This is a genomic window from Pectobacterium peruviense, assembly GCF_002847345.1.
In the GTDB taxonomy this organism is placed as follows: Bacteria; Pseudomonadota; Gammaproteobacteria; order Enterobacterales; family Enterobacteriaceae; genus Pectobacterium; species Pectobacterium peruviense.
The window spans coordinates 1-16385 of the sequence record NZ_LXFV01000002.1; the positions used below are offsets into that span (position 1 = coordinate 1).

The following is a 16385-nucleotide window of genomic DNA, read 5'->3' on the forward strand; positions in this document are numbered from 1 at the left end:
CTGTGCGCTAAGCTCTTTTCGTCCCTCATTGGGACCCCCTTTTGATTTCTTGTTGAACGTTTGCAGTTGCCAGACCGCAAACTGTTTTAACAAATCAAAAGGGGTTTTTATAACTGGCCCAAAGCTGAAAGCTTTACTGAACCCCCAGCCTAGCTGGGGGTTTTCTGGGCACAATAAATAGCGCGCTCACACAGCGCGCTATTTTCATGTCAACGGATCAACATCGCGATTGATCTTGACCCGCTACATTGTAGACAAGCACCGAGTTAAACCAGATTCCCTGCGGCTTTGATTTTCACCTGTACTGCATTTCCCGGCAGATAGGCCAGCGGGATTTCCTGATAATCGATGATTTCAACGCTGCCAAGCATGGCTCCTGTCTCTTCCGCAAGACGAATGGTTTGCTGCTGCAATTCACTCTTTATCTTTTCACGATCGTTATCTGACATTTTAACCACGCGTTCGATCTGTGCTCCTACCTTCCCTAGCGCCACACCCACCGCATTTGCCGCATCAAAATTCAGTGGACGCATGACCTGGCTGACACCGGATAAAACGTCGGGCAGTAAAATACTGCCACCGCCAACAAGCACAGCAGGAATAGCCGCACTCGACGATTTGATCCGATCGATAGCACTTTCCACTTTATCAATCATCTGACGATAAGCCTGCTGACAAAGTACTTTATCCAACTCGGGCAACGGAAGAGGAAGATCCGCAGTCCATCGCTCACGCTGAAGTTGCAGCATAATGTCGCTGAGCGTTAACGTCTCTCCACCAAAACTGACGCCCTGCTCAAGAAGGCGATAGCCGACACTGTCAGGGCCAAGGGTGAGTTTTCCATCCTGAGACTGCCGAACACAGGTTCCACCGCCAATGCCGATAGAAATAATATCCGGCATCCTGAAATTCGTCCGCACATCACCCACTTCAACGGCAATTGCCGATTCACGCGGGAAACCATTCACTAATACGCCAATATCTGTCGTGGTACCGCCGACATCAATAATCAGCGCATTATCCAATCCCGAAAGGTGGCACGCCCCGCGAATCGAGTTTGTTGGTCCACAGGCCATCGTCAGAATAGGATATTGCTTCACCATACTCTCGGACATCAAGGTGCCGTCGTTTTGCCCGAAGAATGGCGTAGCCTTAATTCCGTGCCGAATTAGCGCTTGTGTAAAGCCGTTAACAAAACGATTTGCGGTGCTTTGCAGCGATGCATTCAGGATCGTCGCGTTTTCTCTTTCCAGCAATCCCGTGCTACCTATCCGGTGGGATAACGACAGAGAAACATCAGGTAATGCCGCATTCACCCACTGGGCAACCTGCAATTCCTGCTCACTATTTACTGGAGAAAATACGCCACAGATAGCCACGCTGTCCACATGGCCACGCATCGTGTCACAGACCGCCAGCACTTCATCCCGCCGTACAGGATGAATCTCCCGACCATCAAATTCATAGCCGCCATGAAGCTGGTAGAAATGATCGCCTAACGTCTTTTGCCACTCGTCATCCCAACCAAACAACGGTGGGACGCTATCACTGCTTGGCAGGCTCAGACGCAATAATCCAACGCGATCCAGTCCTTTCCGCTCAACAATCGCATTGGTACATTGGGTTGTGCCTAACATCGCGTAGCGAATATGCTGCGGTGCAATCCCAGACTGCGCCAATACCGTAGCAATCACGCGCTCGATGCCACTATAGATATCCATACTGGTTGGAAACTTGGCCGTCGCAATACAGCGCAGATCAGCATCTAAAATTGCCGCATCCGTGTTTGTGCCTCCGACATCAATCCCGAGTCGGTAATCATTTTTATGTAACATCGGGAAGACCTCAGCGGTTTGCAAGCTGTTCTATTGGTACATACTGCACCGGATAGCCAAAATATTCCGGCCCCGCGACGTCAATCCCTTTTGGCGTTCGCCATTTCTCATTACACGGATAGGCAATGACATCGACTCGCTGCCCATAACGTAAATGTTCCGTGATAATCGGACGCCCGGTTTCACTATCTACAATGGAGATTAAATCAGGAACAACAGCCAGCAGATTATCCTGCGTAGGTTCTACTGACTGTGAAGAACGATAAGCCAGCAAGAGTTCATTCTGGAAAAGCACCGTAAACGATTCGCCTTTATCACTCCTCATACCATCCAGTACCACTTTACCCCGAGCAAAACCACCGGTTGTGCGCCGATCAACATCGACAATTTTACCCGATGCAATGACGTGGCCATTGAGCACAGTAAGTAGAGACTGCACAGGATGACTGCCCGACTGATGCGCTTCACGCAGCGTTTTTCCAATATTTTGTGCCAGGGTTAGCGTTCCCTTAATGGCGCTACGTTTGAGCTCATGTCCACGAAGTGGATAATCACACATAGCACAGGCAGCACCCATCTGCTCCGTAATCGCTCTGGCTAGCCGTTCAGACCACACACCATCAATAGGATTAAGGATAACCGAGTTACCTTTCTCATCAGCTAACGTGTTTGGTGCCGAAGATAAACCATCAAGGAAAAAGGTCACCATTTGTGCTTCGGGGAATGCACGCCCCATTGCATCACAATCGATAACCGGCAACCCTTTCTTAGCCGCAACAACAAAGGGGATCAGCGAGTTAATACCACCGACTTCAATTGAAAACGTACCCGAGGCTGATTCCGCCAGCATCGTTTCCATTGTGTCAAAAGCCAAAACAATCTGGCGCTGTGAAATAATTTTCTCCACAGAAACGGTCGGTGCCCCCATAGTGCTGCATGGGACAAAAAGCGAATCATCTTCGATATCATCGAGATTCATCAGAACAATAGGCTGGGTGTTACGTAATGCATTCTTGGCAATTAATGAGCCAAGATAGGGATCTCCCCCGCCCCCAGTGCCAAGAACCGATGCTCCCAGAGCAATATCATCTATTGTTTCAGAATCAATATAGCGGGTCATTATTTGTCCAGAAAAACGAAGAACCCCTATTTAAAAATAGGGGACCAAGCAATTACATCCCAACTCGTGGGAATACCTTACGCAATGCGACATATATCGCCATACTCACCATGATTCCATCTAAAGCAGAAATCGAGCTAATAGTAAGAACATTGAAAAAATCTGTCGATGTCAAAAGGCTAACCAAACTTCCGCATATCCAGGCTACAGCTGCGCCAATGTTCAGATTCTTCGGTTCTGATATATCGATCTTTGAGGGTGATAAATCAAAAAAGTAATATTCAGCCAGATATACACCAGCGATTGGTGAGACTATCACCCCCAATAATGAGAGAAATTGGGTAAAATTATTAATCATCCCATTGTAGGCGAAAAACAACCCAACAAAAGCCATCAAAATCACTAATTTAGGACGGGACAATGCCCGAATGACCACAGAGAGTCCTAACGATGCGGAGATTAGATTTGAACTATTTGTTGTCCATTGTGCAAAGATTAAAATCACAATGGCTGACATACCCAGTCCAATACTAAAGAATATTTCGACAAGATCATCGCTACCGACCAGATGGGTTAGTAAAAGCGCAACTAAAATTGTCGCGCTATTACCGAAGCAAAAGCCTAATCCAGCACCCAAGATAGCGTCTTTGCGTGTTTTGGCGTAGCGTGCAATATCAGGCGACATAATACTGGCCGCAACAATCCAGATAGAAACAACATAAGAGATTGCGCTTCCCATGCTAATGGGGTTTTTGATAGCTATTATTGGTGGTGTAGAATGATCAACTGCAGCCAAATAAATCCCTGTTACTATCAGAATCAGCATTAAAGGGACGCTAAACATGCTGAGCCTTCCTAATGATCTGACCCCCCAAATAGCGGTTAATGCCATCAGTATCATGCCGAATAGTAAGATAGGAAAACGGCCAGGTTCAAAATGATAATGAAGCAATGCCTTTTGTAGCATGGCACCAAAGAAATCAAGCTGGAAAGCGAACCAACCGACCAAAGAAATCGCAGAGAATATGCCGATAACTTTGCCGCCAAATTTGCCAAACACCGAGATACTTAATAGAGTCGTTGATAGCCCACAGCCATAACCCACATTAGCGCATAGCGCGGCAAGCACACCGAGCAAAGCAGAACCAATAAGCGTGGCACTAACGGCCTGAGAAAATGGCAACCCACCGCTCAAAAAAGTACCAAGGAATAAACCTGAAATATCAATCCCAATTGCCAGCCATATTAACGTAATTACATACCAGCGCTTTCGAGCTTCAGCAGGGACAGGTTCGTATTCGTAATCATAGATTTGCCGCTCCTGTTTTTCTTTTTCAGGTACAGCATTCCCTTGAGACATAACTCCTCCATCAAATAAGCAGCAAATAATTATTGTATCGTTGTGATATTTTATAGAGGTTGTCTGGCGACGTATAGAACAATGGTGTTGTCAGCAAGCTAACAACACCATTATGCTTTATGAGAAACCCTGATGTGACGCATAAACCACGATTTTTGTGGCGACCACATCAATAATGTGGCGTGACAACAAGATAAATTGGTTTCATATCGATTAATACAGATATATTTTGATGTTAACATTCAGATATGTAATGTATGCGAAGGAAATGCTATGCGCTTAGATAAACTGGAGATTCGCTGGTTAAAACTTTTTTGTAAAATCGTTGAAAAACAAGGAATTACTAACGCACAAACTGCAACTGGATTGAGTCAACCCGTCCTAAGCCACTATCTGTCTAGACTTGAAGATACACTTGGACTTGTTTTGTGTGAACGTGGCCGTGGGGGCTTTGCCTTAACAACTGAAGGAGAAGTTGTCTACCAGGAAGCAAAATCTGTCATTTCCACACTCGATGACTTCGCTAACAGGCTAGCCCGCATCAAACATCAACTTATAGGTAAAGTAAAACTAGGCTGCTTGGATAATATCGCCACTCACCCCAACAACGTTGTATCACAAGCGATATCTCATCTTTATGACCAAAGCCCAGACGTCAACGTCGAAATCGAAATTATGGAATATCTTCCGCTCATGGAGCGGTTAAAAAATGGGCACCTCGATATTGTTCTAAGCGCCCTGCCCGATGACATTCCCGCAGACATTTTCTATCAGCCTGTCTTTGTTGAACATAGCTACTTTTATTCTCTAGCAGAAAATGCTGCAATGATCGAACGTGAATGGCTTGCTGGTGAGTTAAATCCTCGCAGGCTGCTAATTGGCGGGCATGCCGTAAACGAGATATCTAAACAGCTAGGGTCTGTATCAAAGCAAGGTTATCACCAGACAGCCTGGCATCTAGAAGGAAGTTTGTTACTTCTGCTAGCAGGAACTCATATTGGTTTTCTTCCCGACCATTATGCAGCCTCTTGGGTGGAAAAAGGGAAACTTGCAGCAATTGCTCCAGATCGTTTAAAGCTAACCAGCATATTTTATCTGGTGCGAAACGCAAAACAACGTCTCAGTCCGGTAGCCGAGGCGCTGTGGAATAATATGGTAGACGCGGGACAAAGTTCATCGGCCGGCCTTGATACCACTGACTCAAGCAGCTGCTAATGGCGTTGAATGATGATCGGCTTTTCTGAGCAACATCATCAGGTAGATCATCGCAATAACGGCGATGAGTACGAACAGTAATCGATCGGAATAACTCTGCATCAACACCGCAGCAACGCTTGGTCCACAAAGACTGCCAAGCGTGTAGCTGAGGAGCAGCGCCTGATTCATCGCCACCAGTTCTTCAGGACGTACCTTTTCACATGCCCACGACATAGCGACGGGGTACAACGTAAACCCTGCGCACCCCAATAAAAATAGCGACGGTGCCATAGCATAGTGACTAATGCTGAGCATCGCAGCACAACCAATAATCACCACAAAGACTAATACTCGAAGAACTAACAACCGACCATAACGGTCAGCCATACGCCCAACAGGCCATTGGCCGACAATCCCTGAGCTGATCAACAGCGCCATCCAGTAGCCTACTTGCGCATCATTCATCCCCTGATGGGAGAGATACAGTGGCATCAGACCATACAACGAGCCTAAAATTGCGCCGGAAATAATACAACCATGCACGCCTAACCGCGCACTGCGATACGTCAGCATTTTCCACATATTGACATGCTTTTCGTGCTGTTCTGGCGGCGTAGGAAGACGAGTAAACAACAGAGGTAGTACGGCCAAAATAACTAATGCGACCATCCACGGCAGTACGCCCAATAATGACGCAGGCAACACACCAAGCAACAGCTGTCCGACCACGCTACCGAGGTAGTAAGCAATCATATAAGCAGCGAGCAGTTGCCCTCTCTGCGTCGAGGTTCCACTACATAACAAGGCGCTTTCGACCACAACCCAGATTAATGCGCAACCTATCCCAGCCAAAAAACGCCAGAACAGCCAACTGCCGATATCCGCAGAAATACCGAGGCCAACAATCGCGATGCCAAATAATAAAGCCGCAAAATAATAGCTGCGATTAAACCCATACAGTTTGATTAATTTACCGGCTAATAGCGTTCCGACCAGATTACCACCGAAATAGGAAGAACCAACGAGGCCAACCTGCCAGACAGGAAGAGACTGATAACTTAGCCAAAGTGGGACCAACGTATTTAATACCGCAATACAAACCGTCAGCAGCAAAAGTCCGCAGAGCAATAACAGCACTGGGCGGGAATAAGCAGACATAGCGAGTGGATAACCAAGCAACCGGAGAAGAGTGAGCGCATCATGCCACTGCATATATAAAAGTCAATCCGGGCAAAAAGTGCTAAAACGCCTTTCTTAAATTATGGATTGAAAGAATTAATCAATACTCGCAGAAGGGCCGTCACCTTTAAGCACGAAGTGTTTATACCTTGCTGATTTTAAAGAACTTTAAACGTAAAAATTAAGTAATATAAGCGGTGTTAGGTCGAGAAATTACTTTTACGATGAAAAAATATTACCGAAGATAAGGCGTAAAAAAAGCGCCCTTAGGCGCTTTATTCAAATAGCAGCGATTAGCCGATGAATTCCAGTCCGCCCATATAGGGGCGCAGCACTTCAGGAATTTCAATGCGGCCATCGGCCTGCTGATAGTTCTCCAGAACAGCCACCAGTGTGCGACCAACTGCCAGACCAGAACCGTTCAGCGTATGAACCAGTCGAGTCTTTTTATCGGACTTGCTGCGGCAACGAGCCTGCATACGACGCGCCTGGAAATCCCCACAGTTTGAGCAGGAAGAGATTTCGCGGTACGTGTCTTGTGCTGGTAACCAAACTTCCAGATCGTAGGTTTTGATAGAACCAAAGCCCATATCACCCGTGCAGAGTAATACTTTACGGTAAGGCAAGTTCAGCAGTTGCAACACCGTTTCGGCGTGGGTCGTCAACGCTTCCAGCGCCTGCATGGAATCCTCAGGACGGACGATTTGTACCAGTTCAACCTTGTCAAACTGGTGCATACGAATCAACCCGCGCGTATCACGACCGTACGAACCCGCTTCTGAACGGAAGCAAGGTGTGTGTGCGGTCATTTTCAACGGTAAAGATTCTTCATCCAGAATTTCGTCACGAACCAGATTCGTTAGCGGGACTTCAGCTGTCGGGATCAGTGCGTATTGGCTGCTTTCCGCTTCTTCACTTAATGGATTGGTATGGAATAGATCTTCACCAAACTTAGGCAACTGGCCCGTACCGTATAACGTGGCGTGGTTTACCAGATAAGGCACATACGCTTCCTGATAACCGTGCTGCTGTGTATGCAAATCCAGCATGAACTGAGCAAGCGCACGGTGCAAACGAGCAATCTGCCCTTTCATCACGACAAAACGCGCACCGGTTAATTTCACCGCAGCGGCAAAATCCAGTCCGGCAGCCATCTCGCCAAGTTCAACATGATCGCGCACGGCAAAATCATACTTACGCGGCTCACCCCAACGGGTAACTTCCTGATTTTGTGTCTCGTCCTTACCTAGCGGCACAGAATCATCCGGCAGGTTCGGGATCGTTAACGCCAGATCGCGAATGTCATTCTGCAACTGATCCAGCTCGGCTTTCGCGGCATCCAGTTTTTCGCCTAATGTATTAACTTCACGACGCAAAGGCTCGATATCTTCACCGCGTGCTTTCGCTGCACCAATCTCTTTCGATCGGGAGTTACGCTCTGCCTGCAGGTTTTCAGTTTCTACCTGCAATACTTTACGACGTTCTTCCTGCTTACGCAGGGTCTCAACATCCAGCTTAAAGCCTCTGCGAGCCAGTAACTTTTCGGCGACTGCGTCTAGCTCATTACGCAGTAAATTGGGATCGAGCATGCTAATCCTGTGCTTATGATTATCAAATGAAATAGTGGCGTACACGGCGCGCTACGCGGCCGGTTTCAGAAAATACCTGAATAACCTTACCGCAACGCTTAGTTCAACGGTAGCGTTTTGTCGGGCTATTTTGATCCTGAGCAGCAAGCCAGGCGAGCTTTTCACCAATTTTGCCCTCAAGGCCACGCGAGGTAGGTGCATAATAGTGCGTATCTGCCATTTCAGATGGAAAGTAACTCTCGCCAGCCGCATAAGCATTGGGTTCATTGTGTGCGTACCGATACTCTGCCCCAAGCCCCATTTCTTTCATCAAACGGGTAGGTGCGTTACGCAAATGTTCGGGAACATCATAGTCCGGCTTTTCGCGGGCATCCTGCATCGCCGCTTTGAAAGCACTATATACCGCATTGCTTTTTGGCGCGCAGGCCAGATAAACAATCGCCTGTGCGATGGCGCGTTCCCCTTCTGCGGGGCCGACGCGAGTGAAACAATCCCAGGCAGAGATAGCCACCTGCATCGCTCGCGGATCGGCATTGCCGACATCTTCCGAAGCAATTGCCAACAGCCGTCGAGCAACATATAACGGATCGCCACCGGCGGTGATGATTCGGGCGTACCAATAGAGCGCCGCATCCGGCGCGGAGCCTCTTACCGATTTATGCAAGGCTGAAATCAGGTCGTAATAGCGGTCACCCTTATTATCAAAGCGGGCACTGCGTTCGCCAGCGATTTCATTGAGGAGTGCTGGCGTCAAGATGCGCATGCCCTGCGCGTCAATTTCCGCCATATCCGCCATCATTTCCAGGCTATTCAGCGCACGTCTGGCATCGCCATTGACCAATTCAGCTAGCATTCGTCCAGTATCAACAGGCAGAACAATATTCTGCCCACCATAGCCACGCTCGCTGTCGCTCATTGCTTGCAGTAAAACCTGCTCAATATCTTCCGCCGTCAACGCTTTCAGCAAATAGACACGGGCACGAGATAACAAGGCTGAATTAAGCTCAAAGGAAGGGTTTTCCGTTGTCGCACCAATGAAGGTGATCGTTCCATCTTCGATATGCGGCAAAAATGCATCCTGCTGACTTTTGTTGAAACGATGAACTTCATCGACAAACAAAATGGTGCGTCGTCCTGCATTACGATTTTGTCGGGCACGCTCAATCGCTTCGCGAATTTCTTTGATGCCAGACGTCACGGCGGAAATGCGTTCAACATCGGCCTGCCCATAATGCCCAATCAGTTCTGCCAGCGTGGTTTTCCCCGTTCCTGGCGGCCCCCAAAGAATCATTGAGTGCAACTGCCCCGCCTCGATGGCTCGTGGCAACGGCTTACCAGCACCGAGTAGGTGCTGTTGACCAATATACTGCGCCAATGTCGCTGGCCGCATACGCGCGGCCAGCGGTTGGAATTCGTTACGGGAAAAGTCCAGTGACAGATTGCTCACTCTTACCTCACTGACGCTGATCGTCCAGCGTAACGCCTTTCGGCGGTGTGAAAGTGAATTGCGCCGCATCCACCGCGCCATTTTGCTGGTTCTTCAGCACATAAGTGCTCCGCTGCCCATCCTGTTCCGTCGCGGTAAACTGCTTGATCGTGCCGTTTGTCGTCACATTAATCGCGAACTGCTTCAGATTTCCGCTCGCTGACTTCGGCGTAAGTTCAAAATCATCGCCTTTCTGACGCACATCGTATTTATTCCAGTCACTGGTATCGTTACGCGTAATCAGGATGAACGGCGTATTTCCCGTTGCATCTTTCAACCAGGTTGCCGTGACTTGCTCAACAAACGGGTTGTAGAACCACAGTGTTTTACCATCAGAAATCAATGCACTCTCATCAGGCGATGTGGTTTTCCAGTTAAATAAGTTAGGACGTTTCAGCCACAGTTCGCCTTCCCCTTCCTGCACCGCTGCACCATCGGAACTGGTTACCTTCTGGCTGAAGTTTGCATGGAAACTGTTTACTTTATTGAGACGACCTTGCAAATCTTTTGCCGCGTCCGCATAGACAGCGGTTGAGGTAACACCTGCAATCAGGCAACTGATAGCTAACCACTTTTTCATACGCATAATCCTTTGAATTTCTAAATATAACGCGCCCTCGCCTAGCGAGATCGGGCGTTTTACATAGCGCCCACGTTATTCGTAGATCTATGTTATCTGAACCCACTCGAGCGGTGATAGGTGAATTATCTGCTTATTGCCGCTTTTACGCTTCTTTGCATAAGGGCTGCTCGCGCAGCCCTTATGGGGAGTGACTTCAATCAATACCGCGTTCTATTCTATTGATGGTGGTGCCAAGACCTCGCGGTTACCATTGTGCCCAGGAGAACTGACGATACCCTGCGCTTCCATTTGCTCAACGATTCGCGCCGCACGGTTATAGCCAATACGGAACTGGCGCTGTACGCCGGAGATGGAGGCACGACGCTTATCGACCACAAACTCCACGGCCTGATCGAACAAAGGATCGAGCTCTTCATCACTATCAAGCCCCAGGCTTCCACCTTCAGCATCATCGCCACCGCTGACAATATTATCGATATATTGAGGGCGACCGCGCGCTTTCCAGTCTTGAACAACGGCGTGAACTTCCTCATCGCGCACAAAAGCACCATGAACGCGGATAGGTATAGAGGAGTTAGGTGCCATATACAGCATGTCCCCCATCCCCAAGAGCGATTCCGCGCCACCTTGATCGAGGATAGTGCGTGAGTCGATCTTGCTGGAAACCGTAAACGCAATACGCGTCGGAATGTTCGCTTTGATCAGCCCAGTGATCACATCGACCGAAGGACGCTGCGTTGCCAGTACCAAGTGAATCCCCGCAGCACGCGCTTTTTGCGCCAGTCGGGCAATCAGTTCTTCAACCTTCTTACCCACTGCCATTATTAGGTCAGCAAATTCATCGACCATAACGACAATATACGGCAGTTTTTCCAACACGGGTGGCGTCATATCCATACTGTCGCCTGGCTTCCAGAACGGATCGGGAATCGGACGCCCCATCGCATTTGCCGTCATCACCCGTTCGTTGTATCCCGCCAGATTACGCACACCAAGTGCAGACATCAGCTTATAGCGACGTTCCATTTCACCCACACACCAGCGCAACGCATTCGCCGCATCCTTCATGTCGGTCACAACTTCCGTCAACAAATGCGGAATGCCTTCGTACACGGAAAGCTCCAGCATTTTCGGGTCGATCATGATAAAGCGCACGTCTTCTGGCGTGGCTTTATACAACATACTGATAATCATGGCGTTAACGCCGACCGACTTACCCGACCCCGTCGTACCCGCAACCAGCAGGTGTGGCATTTTCGCCAAATCGGCAACGACAGGTTCGCCAGAAATATCTTTCCCTAACACGATCGCCAGCGGTGAAGGGTTATCCCGGAATGCATCACAGTCCAGCACTTCTCGCAGATAAACCGTCTGACGGTGTGCATTCGGCAACTCCAGCCCGACATATGGCCTACCGGGAATAACCTCAACAATACGTACGGCAACGACTGACAGTGAACGCGCCAAATCACGCGACAAATTCGAGATACGCGCGGCTTTAACACCCGGAGCCAGATCCAATTCAAACCGCGTGATTACGGGCCCTGGAGAGTGATCGACCACATCCGCTTTTACCCGGAAATCAGCCAACCGCGCTTCAATCAGTCGCGCCGTTTGCTCCAGTGCAAAATTATCTACAGGCGCTTCGCTTGCTGGTGGCGGAGTCAACAAATCCAACGTTGGCAGTGGCGTGGTCGGCTTCTGCAACGGTTGTTCATTACGCATCAGGAACGGATGAATTAGGCCATCCATTGCCGGATGATGCGTTGGCGCTGCTGCATTTTCCTGTCGCGTAACGTCAACAGGCGCAGGTGTCGATTGTACTGGCTGCTCAAACATCAACGGGTTGCGCTCATCGTTGTCGTCTTTATCTTCGCCAGCATGCATCGGCGGAAGATCGGGCTCAGTGTTATAAGCCGGCGGCGAATACGTCGGCTCGCTAAACGTACGTGGCTCAAATTCAGGCTCTCGCTCACTCTCGGCGCTAAATGGTGAGAATGAAAAGGAGTTATGTGACACCACAGGGTTTGACTGAATCGGCTCACGGGTCGCAGGCGATGCTATCGGAGCAGAAATTTCTTCATCGCGCGACGACGTACTCGCGTCATAACGTGACTGCTGCTGTGCAGCGAAATCTCTGGCTAGCTGCGCTTGCAGAAGCGCGTCTTCATCGTCTTCCTGTAACGGGTACTCATCACCGTAACGCTGGCGCTGCTGGTCCAGATACGCTTGCTGCAACGCAGCTTCTTGCTGGGCGATATCATCCGGCGTCTCTTCCTGATACACGTCGTTCGTCAATTCCGTTTCTGCACTACCATTCTGCGCCTGCAGCCTTGCTTGTTCTTCGGCCAAACGCTGTGACGGTAACTTGATTCCGTATGACGCAAGTTCACGGCGCGTAGGAATACGAACCGGATTAGGACGCGGTAGTTCCGGCCCTACGCCGCGTTTAATCTGCGGGTTATCATCCCCATCAGCACTGAACGCAGGCATAAAGGTGTTATTCGCGTTGAAATCCGTCTCTTGTGCAGGCTGTGGTGACTCAGCAAACGGTTGAACGACCGATGACGTTACGATCGGCGGTACAACACTATTCTCATAAGAACTGTTCCCATAAGAATTCCCGAATGGGGTATACGCGCTGCTATGAGACTCCGACGTAGTAACATTCTCCGGCATCGCTACAGGCGTTTCAGGGACTTCAAACGAATACAACGGCGGGTTCAGTGACGGAGTCGCATCAATCGCTGATAGCGCTAGGGGTGGCGCTATATCAGATAATGTCGAATCCACTACTGATGTTTCTGCTAACGAGGTCGGTTGTGTAGCGACTGGCGCATTTTCGACAGCAGGCAATAATGCTTCTTCTGCCCTATTATCCGTCGTCGTGCCGTTTATGGCATCAGCAGCGGAAGGCGCAGAAAACAGGACACCATCGTCATCACGTTGTTGCGGTATTGGTTCGCCTGATACTTCATCGTGCTGAATGTTAAGCGCATTATGCTCATCGTCTTCACGCTCGTTTTCTTCACGATACTCTTCATCGCGACGCGAACGGTTTGACATAAATGTCAGACAGCCCAATACACCAGCACCTATTTTTTCGGCAATCGTTAACCATGACCAGCCGGTAAACAACGTCAACCCTGCGCCCCACACGCACAGCAGAATTAGCGTCGCACCCATGCTATTGAAACGTGGAATCATTGAGCTGCTCAACAGACTTCCCAAAACACCACCGGAAGCGAAATAGTAGAGATCGTCAATATTCAACGCAGCCAAACCACAAGAGGTGAGGATCAGCGCCAATGTTCCAATCAGGCGAAGTGAAAAGGTAAAATACTCAATAGATTGGTGGTTATCACGCTGACGGAAAGCCGCCCAGCACAGGGATAGCATAATCGGCGGAATGGCATAAGCTAAAACGCCAAAAATGAAGAACAGCGTATCAGCCAGCCAGGCACCTGCCACACCACCAAAATTATGGATAGGCTCATGCCACGCAGTCTGCGACCAACTGGGATCCGAGGGGCTGAAACTGAGTAGTGCGACACCGAGATAAACCGCAAAAAGTGCCACAACGATTAAAATCGCTTCAAGCAAACGACGTGTTCCGCTGAGTTTTTTCAGGGTAACGTCTTTATCTTCTGTATATTCCTGGCTCAAGAGTCTCTCCAGGGGCCTGTAAGGTTTATGACAAAGCGCCGAGAAAACCCGGCGCTGGGACTGTATAAATTCACAGGAGTGTAGCTGAATTTATCGGGTTTTGCACCCACACGTTTAGCGCGTCTTAATGACCAGACGATTGCTTTGCTTCACTTCTTCCATCACCACGTAAGTACGGGTGTCGTTTACACCCGGCAAACGCAGCAGCGTTTCGCCCAGGAGCTTACGGTAAGCGGACATGTCCGGCACGCGTGTTTTTAACAGGTAGTCAAAATCACCGGAAACCAGATGGCATTCCTGAATTTCTTCCAGCTTCTGCACCGCAGAGTTAAACTGTTCAAACACATCAGGCGCACCACGGTTTAGCGTTATTTCAACAAAAACCAGCAATGACGCATCCAGATAATGCGGGTTTAGCAGCGCTGTGTAGCCATTAATGAAACCCTGTCTTTCCAGACGACGCACACGCTCCAGACAAGGCGTTGGTGACAGCCCAACCCGTTTGGAAAGCTCGACATTGGAAATACGCCCATCTTTTTGCAATTCGTTCAGGATGTTACGATCAATACGATCGAGATCTTTTCCTGGCCGTTTTTTAGTGTCTACCATTATTATTGTCTCTCTTCACTTTTCCCTGCACACGCTTTACCCCGATAGACCTCATGTATCAGAGTTACCCTTAAAGAAGACACGCTGCCTATTTTGTATATCAACAGTCATTAACTTCTCGTTATCGCCTCACTCACCGCGAAGAAGGCCATCACGTCATATCCGTAGCCCAAAGGCCTATCTGCGCAAAAACGAATAAAAAGCCGAGCTTTTAACTGTCCACATACAAAAAATTTCCTCTTACCCAGATGTTTTCGCAAATGCACAGCCGATTGTCAAAGCAAAACAATGAAAATCAGAAGAAACTGCCAGATTGGATAAGCCAGAGCCATTCACCAAGGTGACTTCAATCATTTTACTTATGAATGTGGCTGATTTTTCAGCGATTTGTCATCATCATCGTCATTAACGATTAAACAAATAGCCAGTAACTTTTCTGCATACTTTTTTTACTCCTGTAATTTCCTTACAATCGTTCTCATTGTTCGTGGTAGATATGTTCATCGTTATAAATTGTTCATAGTAAGGACGTCCGTTGTCGTAGGAACCATCCGTATGAGCATTATCCGCCGTCATGAAATGAGGAAAGCATGGGTACCGTTAAACATCACAAGTTATTGATTCTGGGTTCAGGCCCTGCTGGCTATACTGCCGCAGTTTATGCTGCACGGGCGAATTTACAGCCAGTATTAATCACTGGTATGGAAAAAGGCGGTCAGCTGACGACCACGACCGAAGTAGAAAACTGGCCGGGCGACGCCGATGATTTAACTGGCCCGCTGTTAATGGAGCGTATGCACGCACACGCGACCAAGTTCAATACCGAAGTGATCTTCGATCATATTGAGCGCGTTGATTTGCAGAACCGTCCATTCCGTTTATTCGGTGATAGCGCCGAGTACACCTGTGACGCGCTGATCATCGCCACAGGCGCCTCAGCGCGTTATCTTGGCCTGCCATCTGAAGACGCGTTTAAAGGCAAAGGCGTTTCCGCTTGCGCAACCTGTGACGGGTTCTTCTACCGTAATCAGAAAGTCGCCGTTGTTGGCGGTGGGAATACAGCCGTAGAAGAGGCGTTGTATTTGTCTAACATCGCTGCGGAAGTGCATTTGATCCACCGTCGCGAGACGTTCCGTTCAGAGAAAATCCTGATTGACCGTCTGATGGATAAAGTCAAAAGCGGCAACATCGTCTTGCATACCAACCGTACGCTGGACGAAGTGCTGGGCGATAACATGGGTGTAACGGGTGTGCGTATCCGCGATACACAAAGCGATGTCGCAGAAGAACTGGAACTGGCTGGCGTATTTATTGCTATCGGCCACAGCCCGAATACGGCCGTGTTCGGTGGTCAGTTGGAACTAGAAAACGGTTATATCAAAGTACAATCCGGCATTCACGGCAATGCGACACAGACCAGCATTCCTGGCGTTTTTGCAGCAGGTGACGTGATGGATCACATTTATCGTCAGGCTATTACCTCAGCCGGTACAGGCTGTATGGCTGCACTGGATGCAGAACGTTACCTGGACGGACTGACCGTCAATAAGTAATACGATACTGAAACGGAGCGGCAACTGCCGTTCCGTTTTCTTCCTTCCGGTTTGCCTCCCGCGACACAAAAATTGATCGTCTCCCCCATTTCCCTTCTCCTTTTCATTTGCAGCGCGTCTCTGTCGCGGTAACATGGCGTCATTCTGCATGATAGAAGATAATTTTGTTACCTAACAGTTACATGAGAGTTGTTTTCTGTTAAGTCCA

11 protein-coding genes are annotated in these 16385 nt (G+C 48.8%); 2 read left to right on the top strand and 9 right to left on the bottom strand.

The annotated features are described in order from the left end of the window. Positions 1-266: 266 nt before the first annotated feature. Genes A0G03_RS02710 through A0G03_RS02720 form a run of 3 tightly spaced genes read right to left on the bottom strand, consistent with a single transcriptional unit; the run spans position 267 to position 4315 of the window. Positions 267-1835 carry a hydantoinase/oxoprolinase family protein gene (locus tag A0G03_RS02710; protein WP_048260615.1) on the bottom strand — a complete coding sequence of 523 codons (1569 nt, stop codon included), beginning with the start codon at positions 1833-1835 and terminating at the stop codon, positions 267-269. 10 nt (positions 1836-1845) lie between these two features. Continuing rightward, on the bottom strand, positions 1846-2955 hold the full coding sequence (locus A0G03_RS02715; RefSeq protein ID WP_048260617.1) for a DUF917 domain-containing protein: 1110 nt from the start codon (positions 2953-2955) through the stop codon (positions 1846-1848). A 52-nt stretch (positions 2956-3007) separates the two neighbouring features. Further along, a complete protein-coding gene (locus A0G03_RS02720) occupies positions 3008-4315 on the bottom strand; it encodes a cytosine permease (RefSeq protein WP_048260619.1) in 1308 nt (435 codons plus the stop codon). A 273-nt stretch (positions 4316-4588) separates the two neighbouring features. Between A0G03_RS02720 and A0G03_RS02725 the strand changes: the two genes are divergently transcribed. Next, on the top strand, positions 4589-5530 hold the full coding sequence (locus A0G03_RS02725; RefSeq protein WP_048260621.1) for a LysR family transcriptional regulator: 942 nt from the start codon (positions 4589-4591) through the stop codon (positions 5528-5530). On the opposite strand, the gene A0G03_RS02730 is transcribed toward A0G03_RS02725, so the two are convergent. From A0G03_RS02730 to lrp, 6 genes are all read right to left on the bottom strand, one after another. Next, entirely contained in the window at positions 5516-6670 is a 1155-nt protein-coding gene (locus A0G03_RS02730; RefSeq protein WP_048261127.1) for an MFS transporter, read from the bottom strand. The two genes, A0G03_RS02725 and A0G03_RS02730, sit on opposite strands and share 15 nt — an antisense overlap. A 314-nt stretch (positions 6671-6984) precedes the next feature. Then, a complete protein-coding gene (serS, locus tag A0G03_RS02735; protein ID WP_048260623.1) occupies positions 6985-8280 on the bottom strand; it encodes a serine--tRNA ligase in 1296 nt (431 codons plus the stop codon). Positions 8281-8383: 103 nt separating this feature from the next. Then, positions 8384-9727 (bottom strand): replication-associated recombination protein A, encoded by a 1344-nt coding sequence (locus A0G03_RS02740; protein ID WP_048260625.1) that lies wholly within the window; start codon positions 9725-9727, stop codon positions 8384-8386. Positions 9728-9734: 7 nt separating this feature from the next. Continuing rightward, entirely contained in the window at positions 9735-10346 is a 612-nt protein-coding gene (gene lolA, locus A0G03_RS02745) for an outer membrane lipoprotein periplasmic chaperone LolA (RefSeq protein WP_048260627.1), read from the bottom strand. 213 nt (positions 10347-10559) lie between these two features. Further along, complete coding sequence (locus A0G03_RS02750) at positions 10560-14015, bottom strand: DNA translocase FtsK 4TM domain-containing protein (RefSeq protein WP_048260629.1); 3456 nt, start codon at positions 14013-14015, stop codon at positions 10560-10562. A 114-nt stretch (positions 14016-14129) separates the two neighbouring features. Then, a complete protein-coding gene (gene lrp / locus A0G03_RS02755; RefSeq protein ID WP_005967536.1) occupies positions 14130-14624 on the bottom strand; it encodes a leucine-responsive transcriptional regulator Lrp in 495 nt (164 codons plus the stop codon). A gap of 590 nt (positions 14625-15214) precedes the next feature. On the opposite strand from lrp, the gene trxB reads away from it, so the two are divergent. Further along, positions 15215-16177 carry a thioredoxin-disulfide reductase gene (gene trxB, locus A0G03_RS02760; protein ID WP_048260631.1) on the top strand — a complete coding sequence of 321 codons (963 nt, stop codon included), beginning with the start codon at positions 15215-15217 and terminating at the stop codon, positions 16175-16177. The last annotated feature ends 208 nt before the right edge of the window (positions 16178-16385 follow it).

Coding starts and splice junctions, on each gene's coding strand:
- A0G03_RS02720 (WP_048260619.1), bottom strand. CDS start 4,315: ATGTCTCAAGGGAATGCTGTACCTGAAAAAGAAAAACAGGAGCGGCAA.
- A0G03_RS02710 (WP_048260615.1), bottom strand. CDS start 1,835: ATGTTACATAAAAATGATTACCGACTCGGGATTGATGTCGGAGGCACA.
- lolA (WP_048260627.1), bottom strand. CDS start 10,346: ATGAAAAAGTGGTTAGCTATCAGTTGCCTGATTGCAGGTGTTACCTCA.
- trxB (WP_048260631.1), top strand. CDS start 15,215: ATGGGTACCGTTAAACATCACAAGTTATTGATTCTGGGTTCAGGCCCT.
- serS (WP_048260623.1), bottom strand. CDS start 8,280: ATGCTCGATCCCAATTTACTGCGTAATGAGCTAGACGCAGTCGCCGAA.
- lrp (WP_005967536.1), bottom strand. CDS start 14,624: ATGGTAGACACTAAAAAACGGCCAGGAAAAGATCTCGATCGTATTGAT.
- A0G03_RS02715 (WP_048260617.1), bottom strand. CDS start 2,955: ATGACCCGCTATATTGATTCTGAAACAATAGATGATATTGCTCTGGGA.
- A0G03_RS02730 (WP_048261127.1), bottom strand. CDS start 6,670: ATGTCTGCTTATTCCCGCCCAGTGCTGTTATTGCTCTGCGGACTTTTG.
- A0G03_RS02725 (WP_048260621.1), top strand. CDS start 4,589: ATGCGCTTAGATAAACTGGAGATTCGCTGGTTAAAACTTTTTTGTAAA.